The sequence below is a fragment of the Mesorhizobium sp. M0676 genome, assembly GCF_040320535.1.
In the GTDB taxonomy this organism is placed as follows: Bacteria; Pseudomonadota; Alphaproteobacteria; order Rhizobiales; family Rhizobiaceae; genus Mesorhizobium.
In genome coordinates this window covers 145,205-160,470 of sequence record NZ_JAMYPU010000006.1, presented here as the reverse complement: position 1 = coordinate 160,470, position 15,266 = coordinate 145,205, and the positions used below count along the sequence as shown (strand labels likewise).

The 15,266-nt window shown below is 63.8% G+C and carries 13 protein-coding genes; 8 read left to right on the top strand and 5 right to left on the bottom strand.

Annotation, left to right across the window (positions count from 1 at the left end; translation table 11 throughout):
• Positions 1 to 129: 129 nt before the first annotated feature.
• The gene (locus NKI35_RS08810; RefSeq protein WP_023696688.1) at positions 130 to 393 is read left to right on the top strand and encodes a DUF6460 domain-containing protein; all 264 of its coding nucleotides are present in this window, start codon (positions 130 to 132) and stop codon (positions 391 to 393) included.
• A gap of 67 nt (positions 394 to 460) precedes the next feature.
• Here the strand turns inward: NKI35_RS08810 and NKI35_RS08805 are convergent, their stop codons facing one another.
• Complete coding sequence (locus NKI35_RS08805) at positions 461 to 1,363, bottom strand: histone deacetylase family protein (protein ID WP_023726827.1); 903 nt, start codon at positions 1,361 to 1,363, stop codon at positions 461 to 463.
• A gap of 217 nt (positions 1,364 to 1,580) precedes the next feature.
• Here NKI35_RS08805 and NKI35_RS08800 point away from each other — a divergent pair, with 217 nt between their 5' ends.
• Positions 1,581 to 2,918 (top strand): MATE family efflux transporter, encoded by a 1,338-nt coding sequence (locus tag NKI35_RS08800; RefSeq protein ID WP_023730976.1) that lies wholly within the window; start codon positions 1,581 to 1,583, stop codon positions 2,916 to 2,918.
• On the opposite strand, the gene NKI35_RS08795 is transcribed toward NKI35_RS08800, so the two are convergent.
• Both NKI35_RS08795 and NKI35_RS08790 read right to left on the bottom strand, forming a co-directional pair.
• Positions 2,915 to 3,985 (bottom strand): quinone-dependent dihydroorotate dehydrogenase, encoded by a 1,071-nt coding sequence (locus NKI35_RS08795; RefSeq protein ID WP_352739552.1) that lies wholly within the window; start codon positions 3,983 to 3,985, stop codon positions 2,915 to 2,917. The genes NKI35_RS08800 and NKI35_RS08795 overlap by 4 nt on opposite strands.
• Positions 3,982 to 4,332 carry a DUF952 domain-containing protein gene (locus NKI35_RS08790; protein ID WP_023692523.1) on the bottom strand — a complete coding sequence of 117 codons (351 nt, stop codon included), beginning with the start codon at positions 4,330 to 4,332 and terminating at the stop codon, positions 3,982 to 3,984. Before NKI35_RS08790 ends, NKI35_RS08795 begins: the two co-directional genes overlap by 4 nt.
• A 201-nt stretch (positions 4,333 to 4,533) precedes the next feature.
• Between NKI35_RS08790 and NKI35_RS08785 the strand changes: the two genes are divergently transcribed.
• Positions 4,534 to 4,962, top strand: a complete 429-nt coding sequence (locus NKI35_RS08785; protein ID WP_023692522.1) for a hypothetical protein — start codon at positions 4,534 to 4,536, stop codon at positions 4,960 to 4,962.
• Between the two features lie 118 nt (positions 4,963 to 5,080).
• Positions 5,081 to 5,740: a response regulator gene (locus NKI35_RS08780; RefSeq protein ID WP_023669647.1), complete on the top strand. Its 660-nt coding sequence runs from the start codon at positions 5,081 to 5,083 to the stop codon at positions 5,738 to 5,740.
• A gap of 104 nt (positions 5,741 to 5,844) precedes the next feature.
• Here NKI35_RS08780 and NKI35_RS08775 read toward each other — a convergent pair whose 3' ends face one another.
• Positions 5,845 to 9,348 carry a PAS domain-containing hybrid sensor histidine kinase/response regulator gene (locus NKI35_RS08775; protein WP_352739549.1) on the bottom strand — a complete coding sequence of 1,168 codons (3,504 nt, stop codon included), beginning with the start codon at positions 9,346 to 9,348 and terminating at the stop codon, positions 5,845 to 5,847.
• A 251-nt stretch (positions 9,349 to 9,599) separates the two neighbouring features.
• Here NKI35_RS08775 and mscL point away from each other — a divergent pair, with 251 nt between their 5' ends.
• Positions 9,600 to 10,019, top strand: a complete 420-nt coding sequence (gene mscL / locus NKI35_RS08770; RefSeq protein WP_023681933.1) for a large conductance mechanosensitive channel protein MscL — start codon at positions 9,600 to 9,602, stop codon at positions 10,017 to 10,019.
• A gap of 158 nt (positions 10,020 to 10,177) precedes the next feature.
• Positions 10,178 to 11,344, top strand: coding sequence for a pyridoxal phosphate-dependent aminotransferase (locus NKI35_RS08765; RefSeq protein ID WP_023736123.1), 1,167 nt, complete (start codon positions 10,178 to 10,180; stop codon positions 11,342 to 11,344).
• An 18-nt stretch (positions 11,345 to 11,362) separates the two neighbouring features.
• On the opposite strand, the gene hemA is transcribed toward NKI35_RS08765, so the two are convergent.
• Positions 11,363 to 12,640 carry a 5-aminolevulinate synthase gene (hemA, locus tag NKI35_RS08760; protein ID WP_352497090.1) on the bottom strand — a complete coding sequence of 426 codons (1,278 nt, stop codon included), beginning with the start codon at positions 12,638 to 12,640 and terminating at the stop codon, positions 11,363 to 11,365.
• Positions 12,641 to 12,919: 279 nt separating this feature from the next.
• Here hemA and galE point away from each other — a divergent pair, with 279 nt between their 5' ends.
• Positions 12,920 to 13,915, top strand: coding sequence for a UDP-glucose 4-epimerase GalE (gene galE / locus NKI35_RS08755; RefSeq protein ID WP_352739546.1), 996 nt, complete (start codon positions 12,920 to 12,922; stop codon positions 13,913 to 13,915).
• A gap of 97 nt (positions 13,916 to 14,012) precedes the next feature.
• Positions 14,013 to 15,263 (top strand): D-amino acid dehydrogenase, encoded by a 1,251-nt coding sequence (locus NKI35_RS08750; RefSeq protein ID WP_023715345.1) that lies wholly within the window; start codon positions 14,013 to 14,015, stop codon positions 15,261 to 15,263.
• Positions 15,264 to 15,266 lie beyond the last annotated feature (3 nt).

The following is a 15,266-nucleotide window of genomic DNA, read 5'->3' as shown; positions in this document are numbered from 1 at the left end:
CTCTTCGGAAACGGCTGTTGGAAACCCCGACCGATTGCGCCAGTCCGCCTGCCTTGATGCGGGCGCAGCAAGTGCGTATTCGTGGGTTTGTACCCCGAATCCGGGCACACCAATCTGGAGGCAGGCCCCTTGTCCACAGTGACGCGCTTTCTCGGTGACTCGCCCGTCAGGGTGATCGTCAAGCTGCTGGTCGTTTCGTTCCTGGTCGGCCTGGTCATGAATGCGTTCGGCTGGACGCCGATGGACGTCTTCTACCGCATCCAGGGTTTCTTCATCGATCTTTGGAACCTCGGCTTCAACGCGGTCTATCGCTTCTTGGGCTATATCCTGCTCGGAGCCGCGATCGTCGTGCCGGTGTTCATCCTGCTCAGGCTCGCGAACTACCGGAAGTGAAGCGGACCACGATCCCGAAAAGTGGAAACCGGTTTTCGGAAAAGATTGTGCTCAAACCAAAGGCCACTCAGGCAAAGTCCGACGCCACCTCGAACAGGATGGCGTGGCGCGCCGCGAGCGCTGCGACATCGGTCGAATAGCCGCCGCCGATGACACCGCAGACCGGGATGCCGAGCGCGCGGAAATGACCGATCACCATGGCGTCGCGTGCACGCACGCCGTCATCGCTGAGCGATAGCCGGCCGAGCCGGTCCTCGGCATGCACGTCGACACCGGCATTGTAGAAGACGATGTCCCAGTGCGCCTTGGCCGAGAGCTCCGGCAGGAGGACACCCAGCCGTTCGAGATAGGCGCCATCGCCGGTGCCGTCCGGCAGGGCAACGTCGAGATCGGAGGCAATCTTGCGCACCGGATAATTGCGCTCGCCATGCATGGAAAAGGTGAACGCGCGTGGCTCGTCTTTCAGGATGTCCGCGGTGCCGTCGCCCTGATGCACATCGAGATCGACGATCAGGATGTTTTTCACCGCGTCTTCGGCTAGCAGCACCAGCGAAGCGACGGCAACATCGTTGAAGGTGCAGAAGCCCGCGCCTTGCGCGCGCCGCGCATGGTGGCTGCCGCCGGCGCTGTTGCAGGCAATGCCATTGATAAGCGCCAGTCGCGCCGCCAGCACCGTGCCGCCGGCGGCGAGTTGCGCCCTGAGCGAAACGCGCGGTCCCACGGGAAAGCCGATCTCGCGCTCGATCTTTTCAGGCACTGAACACGTGATGACCTGGTCGACATAATCAGCCGCATGGGCGAGCTTCAGCCAGGAGGCCGGCGCCGGCTCGGGCATCGACAGCGCCCCGGCATGGATCAGACCCCTGATATGCAAGGCCTGCATCAGCAGCGGATATTTGCTCATCGGAAAGCGATGATTGACGGCGAAGCCGGCATCGTAGTCGGGATGATGGACGATCTGCAGGGGCATGGCTAAAGCAATTCCAGGAAAAGTGTGCAGCGGTTTTCCCGGGAGAAGCGCGTAGCGCTTCCCTTTGGGAATTGCTTAAAACCAGTACTGGGATCCGGCGGGCTCGCGCCAGAAGAACATTTCGGTTGGCCGTCACGGCAAGAGTGATTGCGCGGTGGCGGGAAAATGGGGCACATCGGCTGTTCGATCAAGCCGCAACCAGCAAGGCAGCAATCCCCTGGACACGGGTGCAACCCCAGCCGACGCGAGACCCTTCGCCGTCACCAACCGTTCGGTGCTCGCCATCGCCGTGCCGATGACGCTCGCCTATCTGACGACGCCGCTGCTCGGCATCGTCGACACGGCGGTGGTCGGGCAGTTCGGCGATGCCGCCCTGCTCGGCGGCCTGGCGGCCGGGGCCCTGGTCTTCGACGTCGTCTTCAGCACCTTCAATTTCCTGCGCTCCGGCACCACCGGCCTCGTCGCCCAGGCGTTTGGGCGCGGCGACGAAACCGAGGAGCAGGCGGTGTTCTGGCGCGCCGTGCTGATCGCGGCCGCCGCCGGCATCGTGCTTGTCGTCCTTGCGCCGCTGATCGCCATCGCCGGCCAGAAATTCATCGGCGGCGAAGCGCGCGTCGGCGAGGCGATGGGCGTCTATATCCACATCAGAATGCTCGCCGCCCCCTTCACGCTGATCAACTACGCCATCCTCGGCTATGTCCTTGGACGCGGCGAGGGCGGGCTTGGGCTGATGCTGCAGGCGGTGCTCAACGGCATCAACATCGTGCTTTGCATCCTGCTCGGCCTGAAGCTTGGCTGGGGCGTCGCCGGCGTGGCCTGGGCGACCGTCACCGGCGAATGTCTGGCCATGCTGCTGGGTCTCGCCATCGTTGTCTGGCGGTTCCGGGCCGCACCCCGCCTGCCGCGGCATCGCCTGCTCGACATGCCCGCTTTCCTGCGCATGCTGTCGCTCAACCGCGATATCATGATCCGCTCGTTCTCGCTGCTCGCCGCTTTCGCGCTGTTCACCCGCCAGGGCGCGCAGTTCGGCACGCTGACGCTGGCCGCCAATGCCGTGCTGATGAACTTCTTTCTCGTCGCCGGCTATTTTCTCGACGGTTTTGCCACAGCCGCCGAGCAGTTGGCGGGACGCGCGATCGGCGCACGCGCCGAGACGGCGTTCCGCCGGGCGGTGCGTCTGACCTTGTTCTGGGGGTTCGGCCTCGCCGGAACCGCGACGCTGATCTTCTGGCTCGGCGGCGCCGGCCTGATTTCTTTGATCACCACGTCGCAGGACGTTCGTGCTGCTGCCGACATCTATCTGCCGTGGGCGGCACTGACACCGTTGAGCGGCGTGCTGGCCTTCCAGATGGACGGCGTCTTCATCGGCGCCACGTGGTCGCGCGACATGCGCAACATGATGCTGGTGTCGTTCCTGGCCTTCAGCGCCGCATTGTTCAGCTTGGCGCCGTCTCTCGGCAATCGCGGCCTGTGGGCGGCGCTGCACGTTTTCCTGCTGGTGCGCGGCTTCAGCCTGCTGGCCATCCTGCGGCTCAGGCTGCGCACGGCTTTTTAGAGCGCCTTGGCAGCCCACTGATCGAGCCGGCTGTCGCGCAGTTCGCGCAAAGACGTCAGCCTTTCCTTTTCTGCAAAGCGCACCATGCCTGAAAGAATGCGGCCTGGCAGCGCGGGGCCGGCATAGATCATGCCGGTGTAGAGTTGCACCAGATCGGCGCCGGCGCGGATTTTTTCCAGAGCCGTCTCGGCAGAATCGACACCGCCGACGCCGATGATGGCGCACTCCGGCCCGAGCAGTTTGCGCATCTTGGCCAGCACGATCGTCGAGCGTTCGAACAGCGGCTTGCCGGAGAGCCCTCCGGTCTCGCTGGTGGTGCTACGCAATCCGGTCCGCGCCAGCGTCGTGTTGGAGACGATGACCCCGTCGATCTGCTTTTCGCTGACCTCGGCGGCGATGTCCTCCAGCTCGGCCTCGACCAGATCAGGTGCGATCTTGAGGAAGATTGGTGGCTGGGCCGATGCCGAGGCACGCGCCGATACGACGCGAGCCAGAAGTTCGCCGAGCTGTTCGCGCGCCTGCATGGTGCGCAGGCCGGGCGTGTTGGGCGACGAGATGTTGACGGTGAGATAACTGGCGTATTTCGCAAAGCGGGAGACGCCGAGCTCATAGTCATGGACACGATCGGCGCTGTCCTTGTTGGCGCCGATGTTGACGCCGACGATGCCGACGCGTCCCTTGCGCGCGGCAAGGCGCATCTCGGCCGCTTCGTGGCCCTCATTGTTAAAACCCAGCCGGTTGATCACCGCATCATCCTCAGCCAGCCGGAAAATGCGCGGCTTCGGATTGCCGGCCTGCGGCAGCGGCGTCACGGTGCCGACTTCGGCAAAGCCGAAGCCGAGGCCAAGCAGCGCGTCAGGCACCTCGGCATTCTTGTCATAGCCTGCGGCCATGCCGAGCGGATTGGGGAAGGCGATGCCACAGAGGCTGAGCTTCAACCTGTCGTCGCGCACCGTCCGCGCGCCGACCGGCAGACCGCATCGCAGCGCCGCGATCGACATGCCATGCGCCGTTTCCGGATCGAAGGTGAACAGCAGTTTCTGGCCGATGCGATCGAACACGCTCATTCGGCCTCCAGCGCCGGAAACTGGTGTGCGCCATCAGCGCCGAGCGGCAATGGTTTCACCCACAGCACGGCGTTCATGTCGAGCACGCCATAGAGATGCGGAAACAGCGCGCCGCCGCGCGAGACCTCGTATTTCAGCGGGTCACCGAGCAGCGCCCCGTCGATGGCGATCAGCAGCAAATCCGTCTGGCCGGCGAAATGCTTCGCCGCCGTCTCCCTGGCCTGATCAGCAGTGGAGAAATGGATGAAGCCGTCGGCGACGTCGATCGGAGCGCCGGTGAAGCGGCCGTTTTTCTCGGCCTCGCGCCAAAGGGCTTCGGGCGCGATCTTGTAGATGATCTGAGACATTGTTGCGCTATAAAGCAATTCCAGGAAAAGTGTGAAGCGGTTTTCCGCCCGGAATTGCGTTAAAACAAGGAGATAGAGCGGAGCGCCGTGGAACGGCGACCCGCTCTGGTCCGGATGGCTCATGCGGGGAAGGGCAACTCGTCCGCATTTACGGCGCAAAGCTGTGATAGGTTGCGCATACTGGCTCGTGGAGGATGGAACATGCGTCTGCAGCACATACTGATCCCCGCCGCACTGGTCTCGCTGGTTGCGGCATCGGCCTGGTCCGAAGAGACCGACCGCTACCGGCTGGAAAAATCCGCCAACGGTTATGTCCGTATGGACACCCGGACCGGCGCCATGTCGATCTGCGAGGAGCGCTCCGGCCAGCTCATCTGCAAGATGGCCGCCGACGAACGCGCCGCCTTCCAGGAGGAAGTCGACCGTTTGCAGGCCTCGATGAAAGCAATGGACGAACGCGTCGCCAAGCTCGAGAACTCGCTGTCCGCCCGCCTCGAATCGAAGCTGCCGAGCGAGGAGGATTTCGACAAGACGATGAGCTATATGGAGCGCATGCTGCGCGGCTTCATGGGCATCGTCAAGGAAATGGACAAGGATGACGGCGCCAATCTCAATTCGCAAAAGACCTGAACTGCCCGGCGGGGAATGCCCCGTCCGGCCATTGCCGCATGAAGACAAAGCGCTTCGCCGCATAATCGTCCGGTCCCCGTAAAAGCCGATAATCAATAAGGGATTTGGGGAGGAACATTTGCCGTCGGGTTACACCTTCGTCATCGCCGACGACCATCCGCTTTTCCGCGGCGCGCTGAAAGAGGCGCTTGCCGGCGTCGGCGATGTCGCAGCCATTCACGAGGCCGGCGATTTCGAAAGCGCCAAGGTCCTGGTCGTGGCCAATGAGGATGTCGACCTGGTGCTGCTCGACCTGTCGATGCCGGGCGCCAGCGGCCTGTCCGGTCTGATCGCACTGCGCGGCATCCACCCGGCGGTGCCGCTGGTGGTGGTGTCGGCACATGACGACCCGGTGACCATCCGGCGCGCGCTCGATCTCGGCGCGTCCGGCTTCATCTCCAAATCGGCCAGTATGGAAGAGATTCGCAGCGCCGTGCAGACGGTGCTGGCCGGCGACATCGCAGCACCCGTCGGCATCGACCTCGGCGTCGAGCGCGACCCCGAAATATCCGACCTGATCAAGCGGCTGCAGGCGCTGACGCCGCAGCAGACGCGTGTCCTCGGCATGCTGGCCGAAGGCCTGCTCAACAAGCAGATCGCCTACGAACTCAGCGTCTCCGAAGCGACGGTCAAGGCGCATGTCTCGGCCATCCTGCAAAAGCTCGGCGTCGACAGCCGCACCCAGGCGGTGATCCAGCTGTCCAAGATCGGCAGCGATCCGTTGCAGCCAGCAGGCTAAAGCGCATCGCGCTGAACGGATTCATGCGACCCGCTTTAGCTCTTGTTCGATGCATGTCGTGGTCCCAGAACCGGGGCACACTTCTGGGCGACATGCATTGAACCCTACTCGGCCGCCGAGGCCAGCGGCCTGACCCTGGCCATCATCGAGCGCAGCACCGCCGGCTTCAGCGGCTTGTTGATTACCGGCACGTCGAGCGCGGCGGCAGCGGCACGGACCTCGGTGGAGCGGTCGGCGGTGACCAGCACGGCCGGCAGGTCGGAACCATGGATGTCACGCAGGCGCGCGATGATGTCGAGGCCGCTTCTGCCATCGAGATGATAGTCGGCAAGCACGATGTCGGGACGATCGGCCCTGCCAAAATCCTCCGAACCCGAAAACGTGCCGACGCTGCAGCCCCAGCCTTCGAGCAAAAGCCGCATGCCATCGAGAATGCGAGGGTCATTGTCGATGCACATGACGCGCAGGCCGGCCAGCGAATTCGCGGTGCGGGCAGGCGCCTTCGGCTCGACCTCGCGCCGCGGCGCCTCAACCGCCGCAACCGGCAGGATAACGGAAAAGCGCGTACCCTTGCCCGGGTTGGAAAAGATCTGGATCTCGAGCCGCAGTACCCGCGCGATGCGGTCTACGATGGACAGGCCAAGGCCGAGACCTTCGGCTTCGCGCACGCCTTCATCCAGCCGGGTGAACTCGTTGAAGACCGTGTTCAGCTTGTCGCCGGCAATGCCGATGCCAGTGTCGATCACCTGGATTTCGGCGAGTTCGCCGCGCCGTCGCACGCCGACCAGGATGCGGCCATGGGGGGTGTATTTGATGGCGTTGGAGACCAGATTCTGGATCAGCCGGCGCAGTAGGTTGCGGTCCGTCATCACGCTGAGCGACGAGGCCATGATCGTCAGATCGAGTTTCTTTTCGGCGGCGAGCGGCTGAAAATCATTGCCGATCTGGCGCAGCAGCCCGTCCAGGCGGAAGGCGCTGTCGTCCGGTTTCATCGCGCCGGCGTCGAGGCGGGAAATGTCGAGCACGGCGCCCAGGATCGTCTCGACCGATTCCAGCGAGGATTCGATGTTGATAGCGGCCTTGCCGGCCGGGCCCTTGCCGGCCTTTTCGATCAGCGACGAGCAGTAGAGACGGGCGGCGTTCAGCGGCTGCAGGATGTCGTGGCCAGCGGCGGCGAGGAAGCGCGTCTTGCCCAGATTGGCCTCCTCGGCCAGCATCTGCGCCTGCGCCAACTCCTCATTGACCCGGGTCAACTCCTCGTTGACCCTAGTCAGTTCGATGGTACGCGTCTTGACCCGCTGCTCCAGCGATTCATTGGCCCGCTTCAGCGCCAAATCCTGTTCGACGCGTCCTGATATGTCGGCATAGGTGGCAACGATGCCACCGTCCGGCATCGGGTTGGAACGCAGTTCGAGGATTCGGCCACTGGTCGTCAACTCCATCTGCCATGGGCTGACGAAGCTGGTCAGCCGGTTGAGCATCGCCACGCGCTGGTCGGCCGGGATATCGCCGCGCTCGGCGAGGTGGCGCAGGATGCGGTCGAGCGAGACGCCGACCTGGCCCATCTCGTCGGGCAGGTCGAACAGCGCGCGATATTGTCTGTTCCAGCAGATCAGACGAAAATCGCGGTCGAATACGGTGATGCCCTGCTCCATCTGGTCGAGCGCGATCTGCAGCAGGTCGCGATTGTGCTGCAGCGCTTCGGTGGCGTCGTCGAGCAGGCGAAAGGCGTCCTTGGACTCGCGGTCGTTGCGGCGAAACAGCAGCGACAGGATCAGCCGCGCCGAAGACGAGCCGACAGCGCTCGCCAGCAGCTGCTCGGAAAAGCGGATGACATCCATGCTGGCCTGCTCATTGCCGTGCAGCGAGACGCCAGTGCTCTTTTCGAAGGACCGGAAGGAGCGCTCGGTGCGCTCGACGCCGAGGTAGCGCGAGATGGTGTCTTTCAGCACGTTGACGGTGATGGCGGTGCGGAAGCGGCGCAGGCTGGGCATCGGGCCGGATTCGCGCGGCACGAAGATCGACGCCTGGATACGCTCCAGCGGTACTGACGCGCGCGACAGCGAGCCGAGCACGAAGAACAGCGTGTTGACCGACAGGCTCCAGAGCACGCCGTGGTTCAACGGTTCGGCGACGGTGCCGAACAGAGCCTGCGGCCGCAGCGCCTCGAAACCGAACAACCCCTGCACGACGATGTCCGCGTCGGCTGCCGAGAGCGACGGCAAAAGCAGCGTATAGCCCCAGACGAGGATGCCGGCGACCATGCCAAGGGCCGCGCCGCGGCCATTGGCGCCGCGCCAGATCAGCCCGCCGATCAGCGCCGGCGCGAATTGGGCGATTGCCGCGAACGACATCAGGCCGATCGACGACAGCCGCGCCGAGTTGGTGCTTTCGCGGTAGTAGAGGAAGGCGATGAACAACAGGATGAAGATGGCGCCGCGCCGCACGTTGAGGATCAGCGTCGACCAATCCTCATTCTCAGAGGTCGTGGTCTTGAGCAGGCGGCGCACGAACAGCGGGATGACGAGGTCGTTGGAGATCATGATCGACAGCGCCACGCTTTCGACGATCACCATGGCGGTCGCCGCCGACAGCCCACCGATGAAGGCGGCCATGGCGAGGAAATCATGGCCGCCGAACAAGGGCAGCGCCAGCACATAGAGGTCACTGGTGGTTTTGGTGCCGACCAGCGCCAGGCCGGCGAAGGCGATCGGCAGCACGAACAGGTTTATCGCCACGAGATAGAGCGGGAACACCCAGGTCGCGGTGCGCAGTTCGGCCTCGCCGCGGTTCTCGACGATGGTGACGTAGAACTGGCGCGGCAGCATGATGATGGCAAAGCCGCTCAGGCAAGTCAGCACCAGCCAGGTGGCGAGCGAGGTGTCGTAGCCCATGGCCTGCCGCACCTGGCTGTTTTCGGCCAGCTTGTCGATCATGTCGCCCGGGCCGCCGAAGATCAGGAAGGTGACCATCAGGCCGATCGCCAGGAAGGCGGCGAGCTTGACCACGGTTTCGACCGCCACCGCCAGCACCAGCCCGTCCTGGTGCTCGGTGGCGTCGGCATGGCGGGTGCCGAACAGCACCGCAAACAGCGCCAAGAGCATGGCCACCACCAGCGAGATGTCGCTGACGAAGGGATCGAAGGAGGGCGGCGATCCCGTATAATGCTCGACCATCAGGCCGACCGAACCGGAGATCGCCTTCAATTGCAGTGCGATATAGGGCACCGCGCCGATGGTGGCGATCAGCGTGGCGATCGCCGAGACGGCAAAGCTCTTGCCATAGCGGGCGCCGAGGAAGTCGGCGATCGAGGTGATCTTCTCGCTCTTGGCCAGCCGCACGATGCGATTGAGCAGCGGAAAGCCGAACACGAACACCAGCACCGGGCCGGTATAGATGCCGAGAAATTCGAGGCCGCGCTCGGAGGACAGGCCGACCGAGCCGAAGAAGGTCCAGGAGGTGCAGTAGATGGCGAGGCTGAGTGCATAGATGAAGGGCCGGGCGTGGCCGGGTCCCGACGCCGTCGACCGCCGGTCGCCAAGGCTAGCGATGGCGAACAGCAGCGTCACATAGGCGACGGCAATGATGACGATGAACCAGCCCTGCACGGCCCGAAAATCCTCCTCGGCCAGCTTTCACCCCGGCCTGCCCAGAGGCAATCACAGCTCTAAGGTCAAGTCCATCGCGGCTTTCGGCGCATGGTCGCGACGCTGCCCTGTCGAACCGTGAACCAAGGTAAGGAGAAAGCGGTGTTTTCCAGCTTTTGCTTCTGTTGCAACCGCAGGTTTTTGTTATGGTGCGCACGGGCCGACGCCGGAGGGACGGCGGCAGCGCGGTCCGTCATGACAAGGAGGGTCGAATGCTGAAAGAATTCCAGGAATTCATTTCCAAAGGAAATGTGATGGACCTTGCGGTCGGCGTCATCATCGGCGCGGCCTTCAGCAAGATCGTCGATTCTCTTGTCAACGACATCATCATGCCTTTCATCGGCGCACTTGGTGGCGTCGACTTTTCCAACTACTTCATAGGCCTCTCATCAACAGTGCATTCGACCAATCTTGCCGACGCCCGTAAGGAAGGCGCGGTGTTCGCCTACGGCAATTTTATCACCGTGGCGCTGAATTTCGTCATCCTGGCTTTCATCATCTTCCTGATGGTCAAGGCCGTGAACAACATGCGCAAGCGGCTCGAGCGGGAGAAGCCGGCCGCACCTGCGGCTCCGCCACCGGCCGACGTCGCTTTGCTCACCGAAATTCGCGATCTCCTCGCCAGGAAATAGATAAGGCCAGATTTCTGGACCAAAACCCCGGTCGTTCGCGGCCGGGGTTTTCTGTTGCCGCATCTGCTAAGAGCATCCGCCAATGCATGTCGCCCACAAGTGCGCAGCGGTTCTGGATAATGACATGCATCAAAGCAGACATCAAAACGGACCTGTTCATGACCCTGATCGATAGCTTGCGCGCCGAAGCGGTGGCCGCCCCCGAAAGCGGCATTGTCGCCGTCGTCAATTACGGCCGTTCGCGCGAGGGCATGATCCCGCTCTGGGCCGGTGAAGGCGATTTGCCGACGCCTGCCTTCATTTCGGAAGCCGCCGCCAAGGGGCTCGCCAATGGCGAGACATTCTATACCTGGCAGAAAGGCATTCCGGAGTTGAGGCAAGCGCTTTCTCGCTACTATGCCAGGCATTTCGGCAAGAGCTTCGCCGAAGAGGAATTCATCGCCACCGGTTCCGGCATGCATGCCATTCAGTTGGCATTAGCCGCGGTCGCCGGCAGCGGCGACGAGGTGGTCTATCTCTCCCCGGCCTGGCCGAATTTCGCCGCCGCCGCCGGTATTTCCGGCGCTACCCCGGTTGCGGTCACGCTCGACCAGTCGGGCAATGGCTGGTCCTGCGATGTCGACAAGATTGCGGCTGCGGTGACGCCGCGCACCAAGGCGCTGTTCGTCAACACGCCATCGAACCCCACCGGCTGGACGGCCGATAAGGAAACGCTGCAGGCGATCCTGAATCTCGCCCGCCAAAAGGGCCTGTGGATCATCGCCGACGAGATCTATTCGCTGTTCCACTACGGCCACGGCCGTGCGCCGTCCTTCCTCGACATTTCGACCGCGGAAGACCGCATCCTGTTCGTCAACTCCTTTTCCAAGAACTGGGCGATGACCGGCTGGCGCGTCGGCTGGATCAAGACCCATCCCGAGCTGCAGCAGGTGTTCGAGAACCTGATCCAGTATTCGACCTCAGGCGTCGCCCAGTTCATGCAGCGCGGCGCCGTCGCGGCGCTGGACCACGGTGATGCGTTCATCGTCGAACAGGTTGAGCGGGCGCGAAAGGCGCGCGACCTGGTCTGCGATATTCTAGGCGCAACCGGCAAAGCGCGCTTCACCGTGCCGCAAGGCGCGTTCTATTTGTTTTTCACGGTCGACGGCATCACCGATCCGCGCCGGGCTGCTTTCGACATCGTCGACAAGGCCAATGTCGGCCTGGCGCCGGGCACCGCCTTCGGCCCTGGCGGAGAGGCGTTTTTGCGCCTGTGCTTCCACCGCCGCCTCGACCAACTCGAGGAAGCGGCACACCGGCTGGCGGGATGGATGAGGACGGTTTGAGGTGAATGGGCGGCGGCTTCAGCCGCCCGACTTCGGCACAAGCAGCGGCACAATCCGGTCGCTCTTGGCGACAGTGGGCCGTCCGGCGGAGCCGTAGGGAATGCCGAGCGCATCCCATGTCTCGATCAGCGCGTCCTGAAGTCCCGCAATCAGCGCATCGGTATGGAACGGCGTCGGGGTGATGCGCAGCCGCTCGGTGCCGCGCGGCACGGTCGGATAGTTGATCGGCTGGATGTAGATGCCGTGCACGCCGAGCAGACGGTCGCTGGCCATCTTGCAGAGTTCGGGGTCACCGACCAGCACCGGCACGATGTGTGTCGGCGATTCCATCACCGGCAGGCCGGCTGCAGACAGAACCTCCTTGGTCCGCGACGCTTGGCGCTGTTGCGCATCGCGCTCGGCTTGCGACCGCTTGAGGTGGCGGATGGACCTGGTGGCGGCGGCGGCGACGGCCGGCGGCAGCGCCGTGGTGAAGATGAAGCCCGGCGCATAGGAGCGCACCGCGTCGATGATGGCGCTGTTGCCGGCGATATAGCCGCCCAGCGTGCCGAACGCCTTGGCCAGCGTGCCTTCGATGATGTCGATGCGGTCGGCCAGCCCCTCGCGCTCGGTGATGCCGCCGCCGCGCGGTCCGTACATGCCGACGGCATGGACCTCGTCAATATAGGTCATGGCGTTGTAGCGTTCGGCGAGCTCGACGATCTGCTTGATCGGCGCGATGTCGCCATCCATCGAATAGACGCTCTCGAACACGATCAGCTTGGCGCGTTCGCGGCCCGCCACCTGCAGCAGGCTTTCGAGATGCGCGACGTCGTTGTGGCGGAAAATCTTCTTTTCGGCGCCCGAGCGCCGTACGCCTTCGATCATCGAGGCATGGTTGAGCTCGTCTGAAATGATCAGGCAATTGGGCAAAAGCCGCGCAATGGTCGAGATCGAGGCCTCGTTGGAGACGAAGCCGGAGGTGAAGACCAGCGCCGCTTCCTTGTCGTGCAGGTCGGCCAGTTCCAGCTCAAGCTCGACCAACGGGTTCGAGGTGCCGGAAATGTTGCGGGTGCCGCCGGCGCCCGAACCCATCTTGCCGGCCGCGTTCTGGAACGCGGCAATGACATCGGGGTTCTGGCCCATGCCGAGATAGTCGTTGGAGCACCAGACGGTGATTTCCTCGGCGCGACCGTTTGAACGCCAGATGGCGCGCGGAAACTTGCCGACAATGCGCTCGAGATCGGCGAAAACCCGGTAGCGCCGCTCGGCGTGGAGCTGGTCGATCGCTTCCTCAAAGAACCGCTGATAGTTCATGTCGCCTTCCCAGTTTTGCGCGGGATCATAATCGTTGGCCCATTCGTCGTCCACCGGGCCGTTTTGGTCAAAATGCCACGCCCCAAGCCTGTTCCTAACGACCCCGGATCGTGGCCTATTCCCTTGATGTGGATCAATTTTGTTTCCGTACGATGCCACAGGCCGGTGAGACTGTTACGGATTTAACATTCAGGCGTTTCTAATGGCCTTGCCGCAGGCTTTCCAGTAAGGCGGTGATTGAGACAGTTTCCGATAAATCATGAGTAAAAGAGGACACGGATGACGGTTTTGGTAACGGGCGGCGCCGGTTATATCGGCAGCCACATGGTCTGGGAACTGCTGGATGCCGGCGAGAGCGTCGTCGTTCTCGACCGCCTTTCCACCGGCTTCGAATGGGCGGTAGCGCCGGAAGCCAAGCTTGTCGTCGGCGATGTCGCCGATAGGGAATTGGTCGGCCAGATCATCCGGGATAACGAGGTCGACGCGATCATCCACTTCGCCGGTTCCGTCGTGGTGCCGGAGTCGGTTGCCGACCCGCTCGCCTATTACGAGAATAACACCTCCAAGACCCGCACGCTGATCGAAACCGCGGTGCGCGAGGGCGTGCCGCATTTCATCTTCTCCTCGACCGCCGCCGTCTATGGCGGCGCCGGCCTGGAGCCGGTGCGCGAGGATGCCCGCCTGGCGCCGGAATCGCCCTACGGCCTGTCCAAGCTGATGAGCGAATGGATGCTGCGCGACGCAGCGCTTGCGCATCCCTTGCGCTACACGGCCCTGCGCTACTTCAACGTCGCCGGCGCCGATCCCAGGGGCCGGGCGGGTCAGTCGACGCCTGGCGCCACGCATCTGATCAAGGTCGCCTGCGAGACCGCGCTCGGCAAACGCCCCTTCATGCAGGTGTTCGGCACCGATTATCCGACGCCGGACGGCACCTGCATGCGCGATTATATCCATGTCAGCGACCTGGCTGCGGCGCACCGGCTGGCGCTGCAGCGCCTGCGCGCCGGCGGCGGCAGCCTCGTCGCCAATTGCGGCTACAGCCACGGCTATTCGGTGCTCGAGGTCATCGACAGCGTGCGGCGCGCCTTCGGCCGGGATTTCGAGGTCAAGATGGGCGACCGGCGCCCCGGCGACGCCGCCGCCGTGGTTGCCAATTCGGACCTTGCACGCGCCGAACTCGGCTGGACCCCGCAACGCGACGACCTCGACCAGATCGTCTCCGATGCACTCGCCTGGGAGCGTATCCTCACCGGCAAGAACTCCGCGCGGGGCTGAGCCGGGCACTTCCGAGGGCTCGCAAGGCGCGCGGCGAAGCGCTATTGAAGCAATGGCGGTGCGGCGTGGAGGCGCTGTGCCGCGAAGAGGGGGTGGCATGAAGATAACGGTGCTTGGAGCCGGCGTTGTCGGTACCGCGGCCGCCTATTATCTGGCCGCCGACGGCCATGAGGTCACCGTGATCGAGCGCCATCCGGCGCCGGCGCGCGGCACCAGCCAGTCCAATGCCGGCCTAGTGTCGCCGGGCGACGCCACCGCCTGGGCCTCGCCGGCGGCGCTGAAGACCTTCCTGCGCGCTCTCTGGAACCATGATCTCGGCATCAAGGTCAGGCTGCGCTTCGATCCTTATTTCCTCGCCTGGAGCCTGCGTTTCCTGCGCCAGTGCACCGTGGCCCGGCTGCGCGCCAACAGCCAGGTCAAACTGCGCCTGGCGCTCTATTCGCGCGACTGCATCAACGCGCTCTCCGACGCCACCGGCATCCACTATGACGAGCGCAAGAAGGGCATTCTTTATTTCTTCCGCTCGCAGCACAGTCTCGACACCGGCACCGACAACTACCAGTTTCTGGCAAAGCATGGCCTGCCGATCGAGATCGTCGGCCGCGACCGGCTGGTCGAACTTGAGCCCGGGCTCGCCGGAGTGAAGGAAAAGATCGCCGGCGGCGTTTATTCGCCAATCGACCAGACCGGCGATTCCAGGATATTCGTCGATGGGCTGGCCGCCTATGCCGCCGAAAAGCTCGGCGTCAGATTCCTGTTCGACACCACGGTCGAGGGGCTCGACATAGAGGGCGACTGGGTGCGTGCGGTCATGACGTCGGCCGGCCCGGTGACGGGCGACGCCGTCGTCATCGCCATGGGCCCCGAGAGCGGCCTGATCGGCCGCCGCTACGGTATCGACCTGCCCGTCTATCCGGTTAAAGGCTATAGCGCGACCATCCCGCTGGAGGACGAGAGCAAGGGACCGACCATGGGCGGCGCCGACGAGGACCGGCTGGTTGGTTACTCCAGGCTCGGAAACCGCCTGCGCATGTCCTCGACAGCCGAGTTTACCGGCTTCGACCGCAGCTTCAAGCCCAGCGACTTCAAGTCTATGCTGAGCACCGGCAAAGACCTTTTCCCTGGCGCTTTCGACGAGAAGAAGGCGCTGTTGTGGGCGGGCCTGCGACCAATGATGCCGAACTCGGTGCCGGTCATCGGTCAGGCCAAATATCGCAACCTCTATCTCGACACTGGGCATGGCCATGTCGGCTGGACGATGGCCTGCGGCTCGGGCAAGTTCCTGGCCGACCTCGTCGCCGGCCGCAAGCCGGAAATCGACCCCCAAGGGCTGGTCTACGGGAGCTGAGCG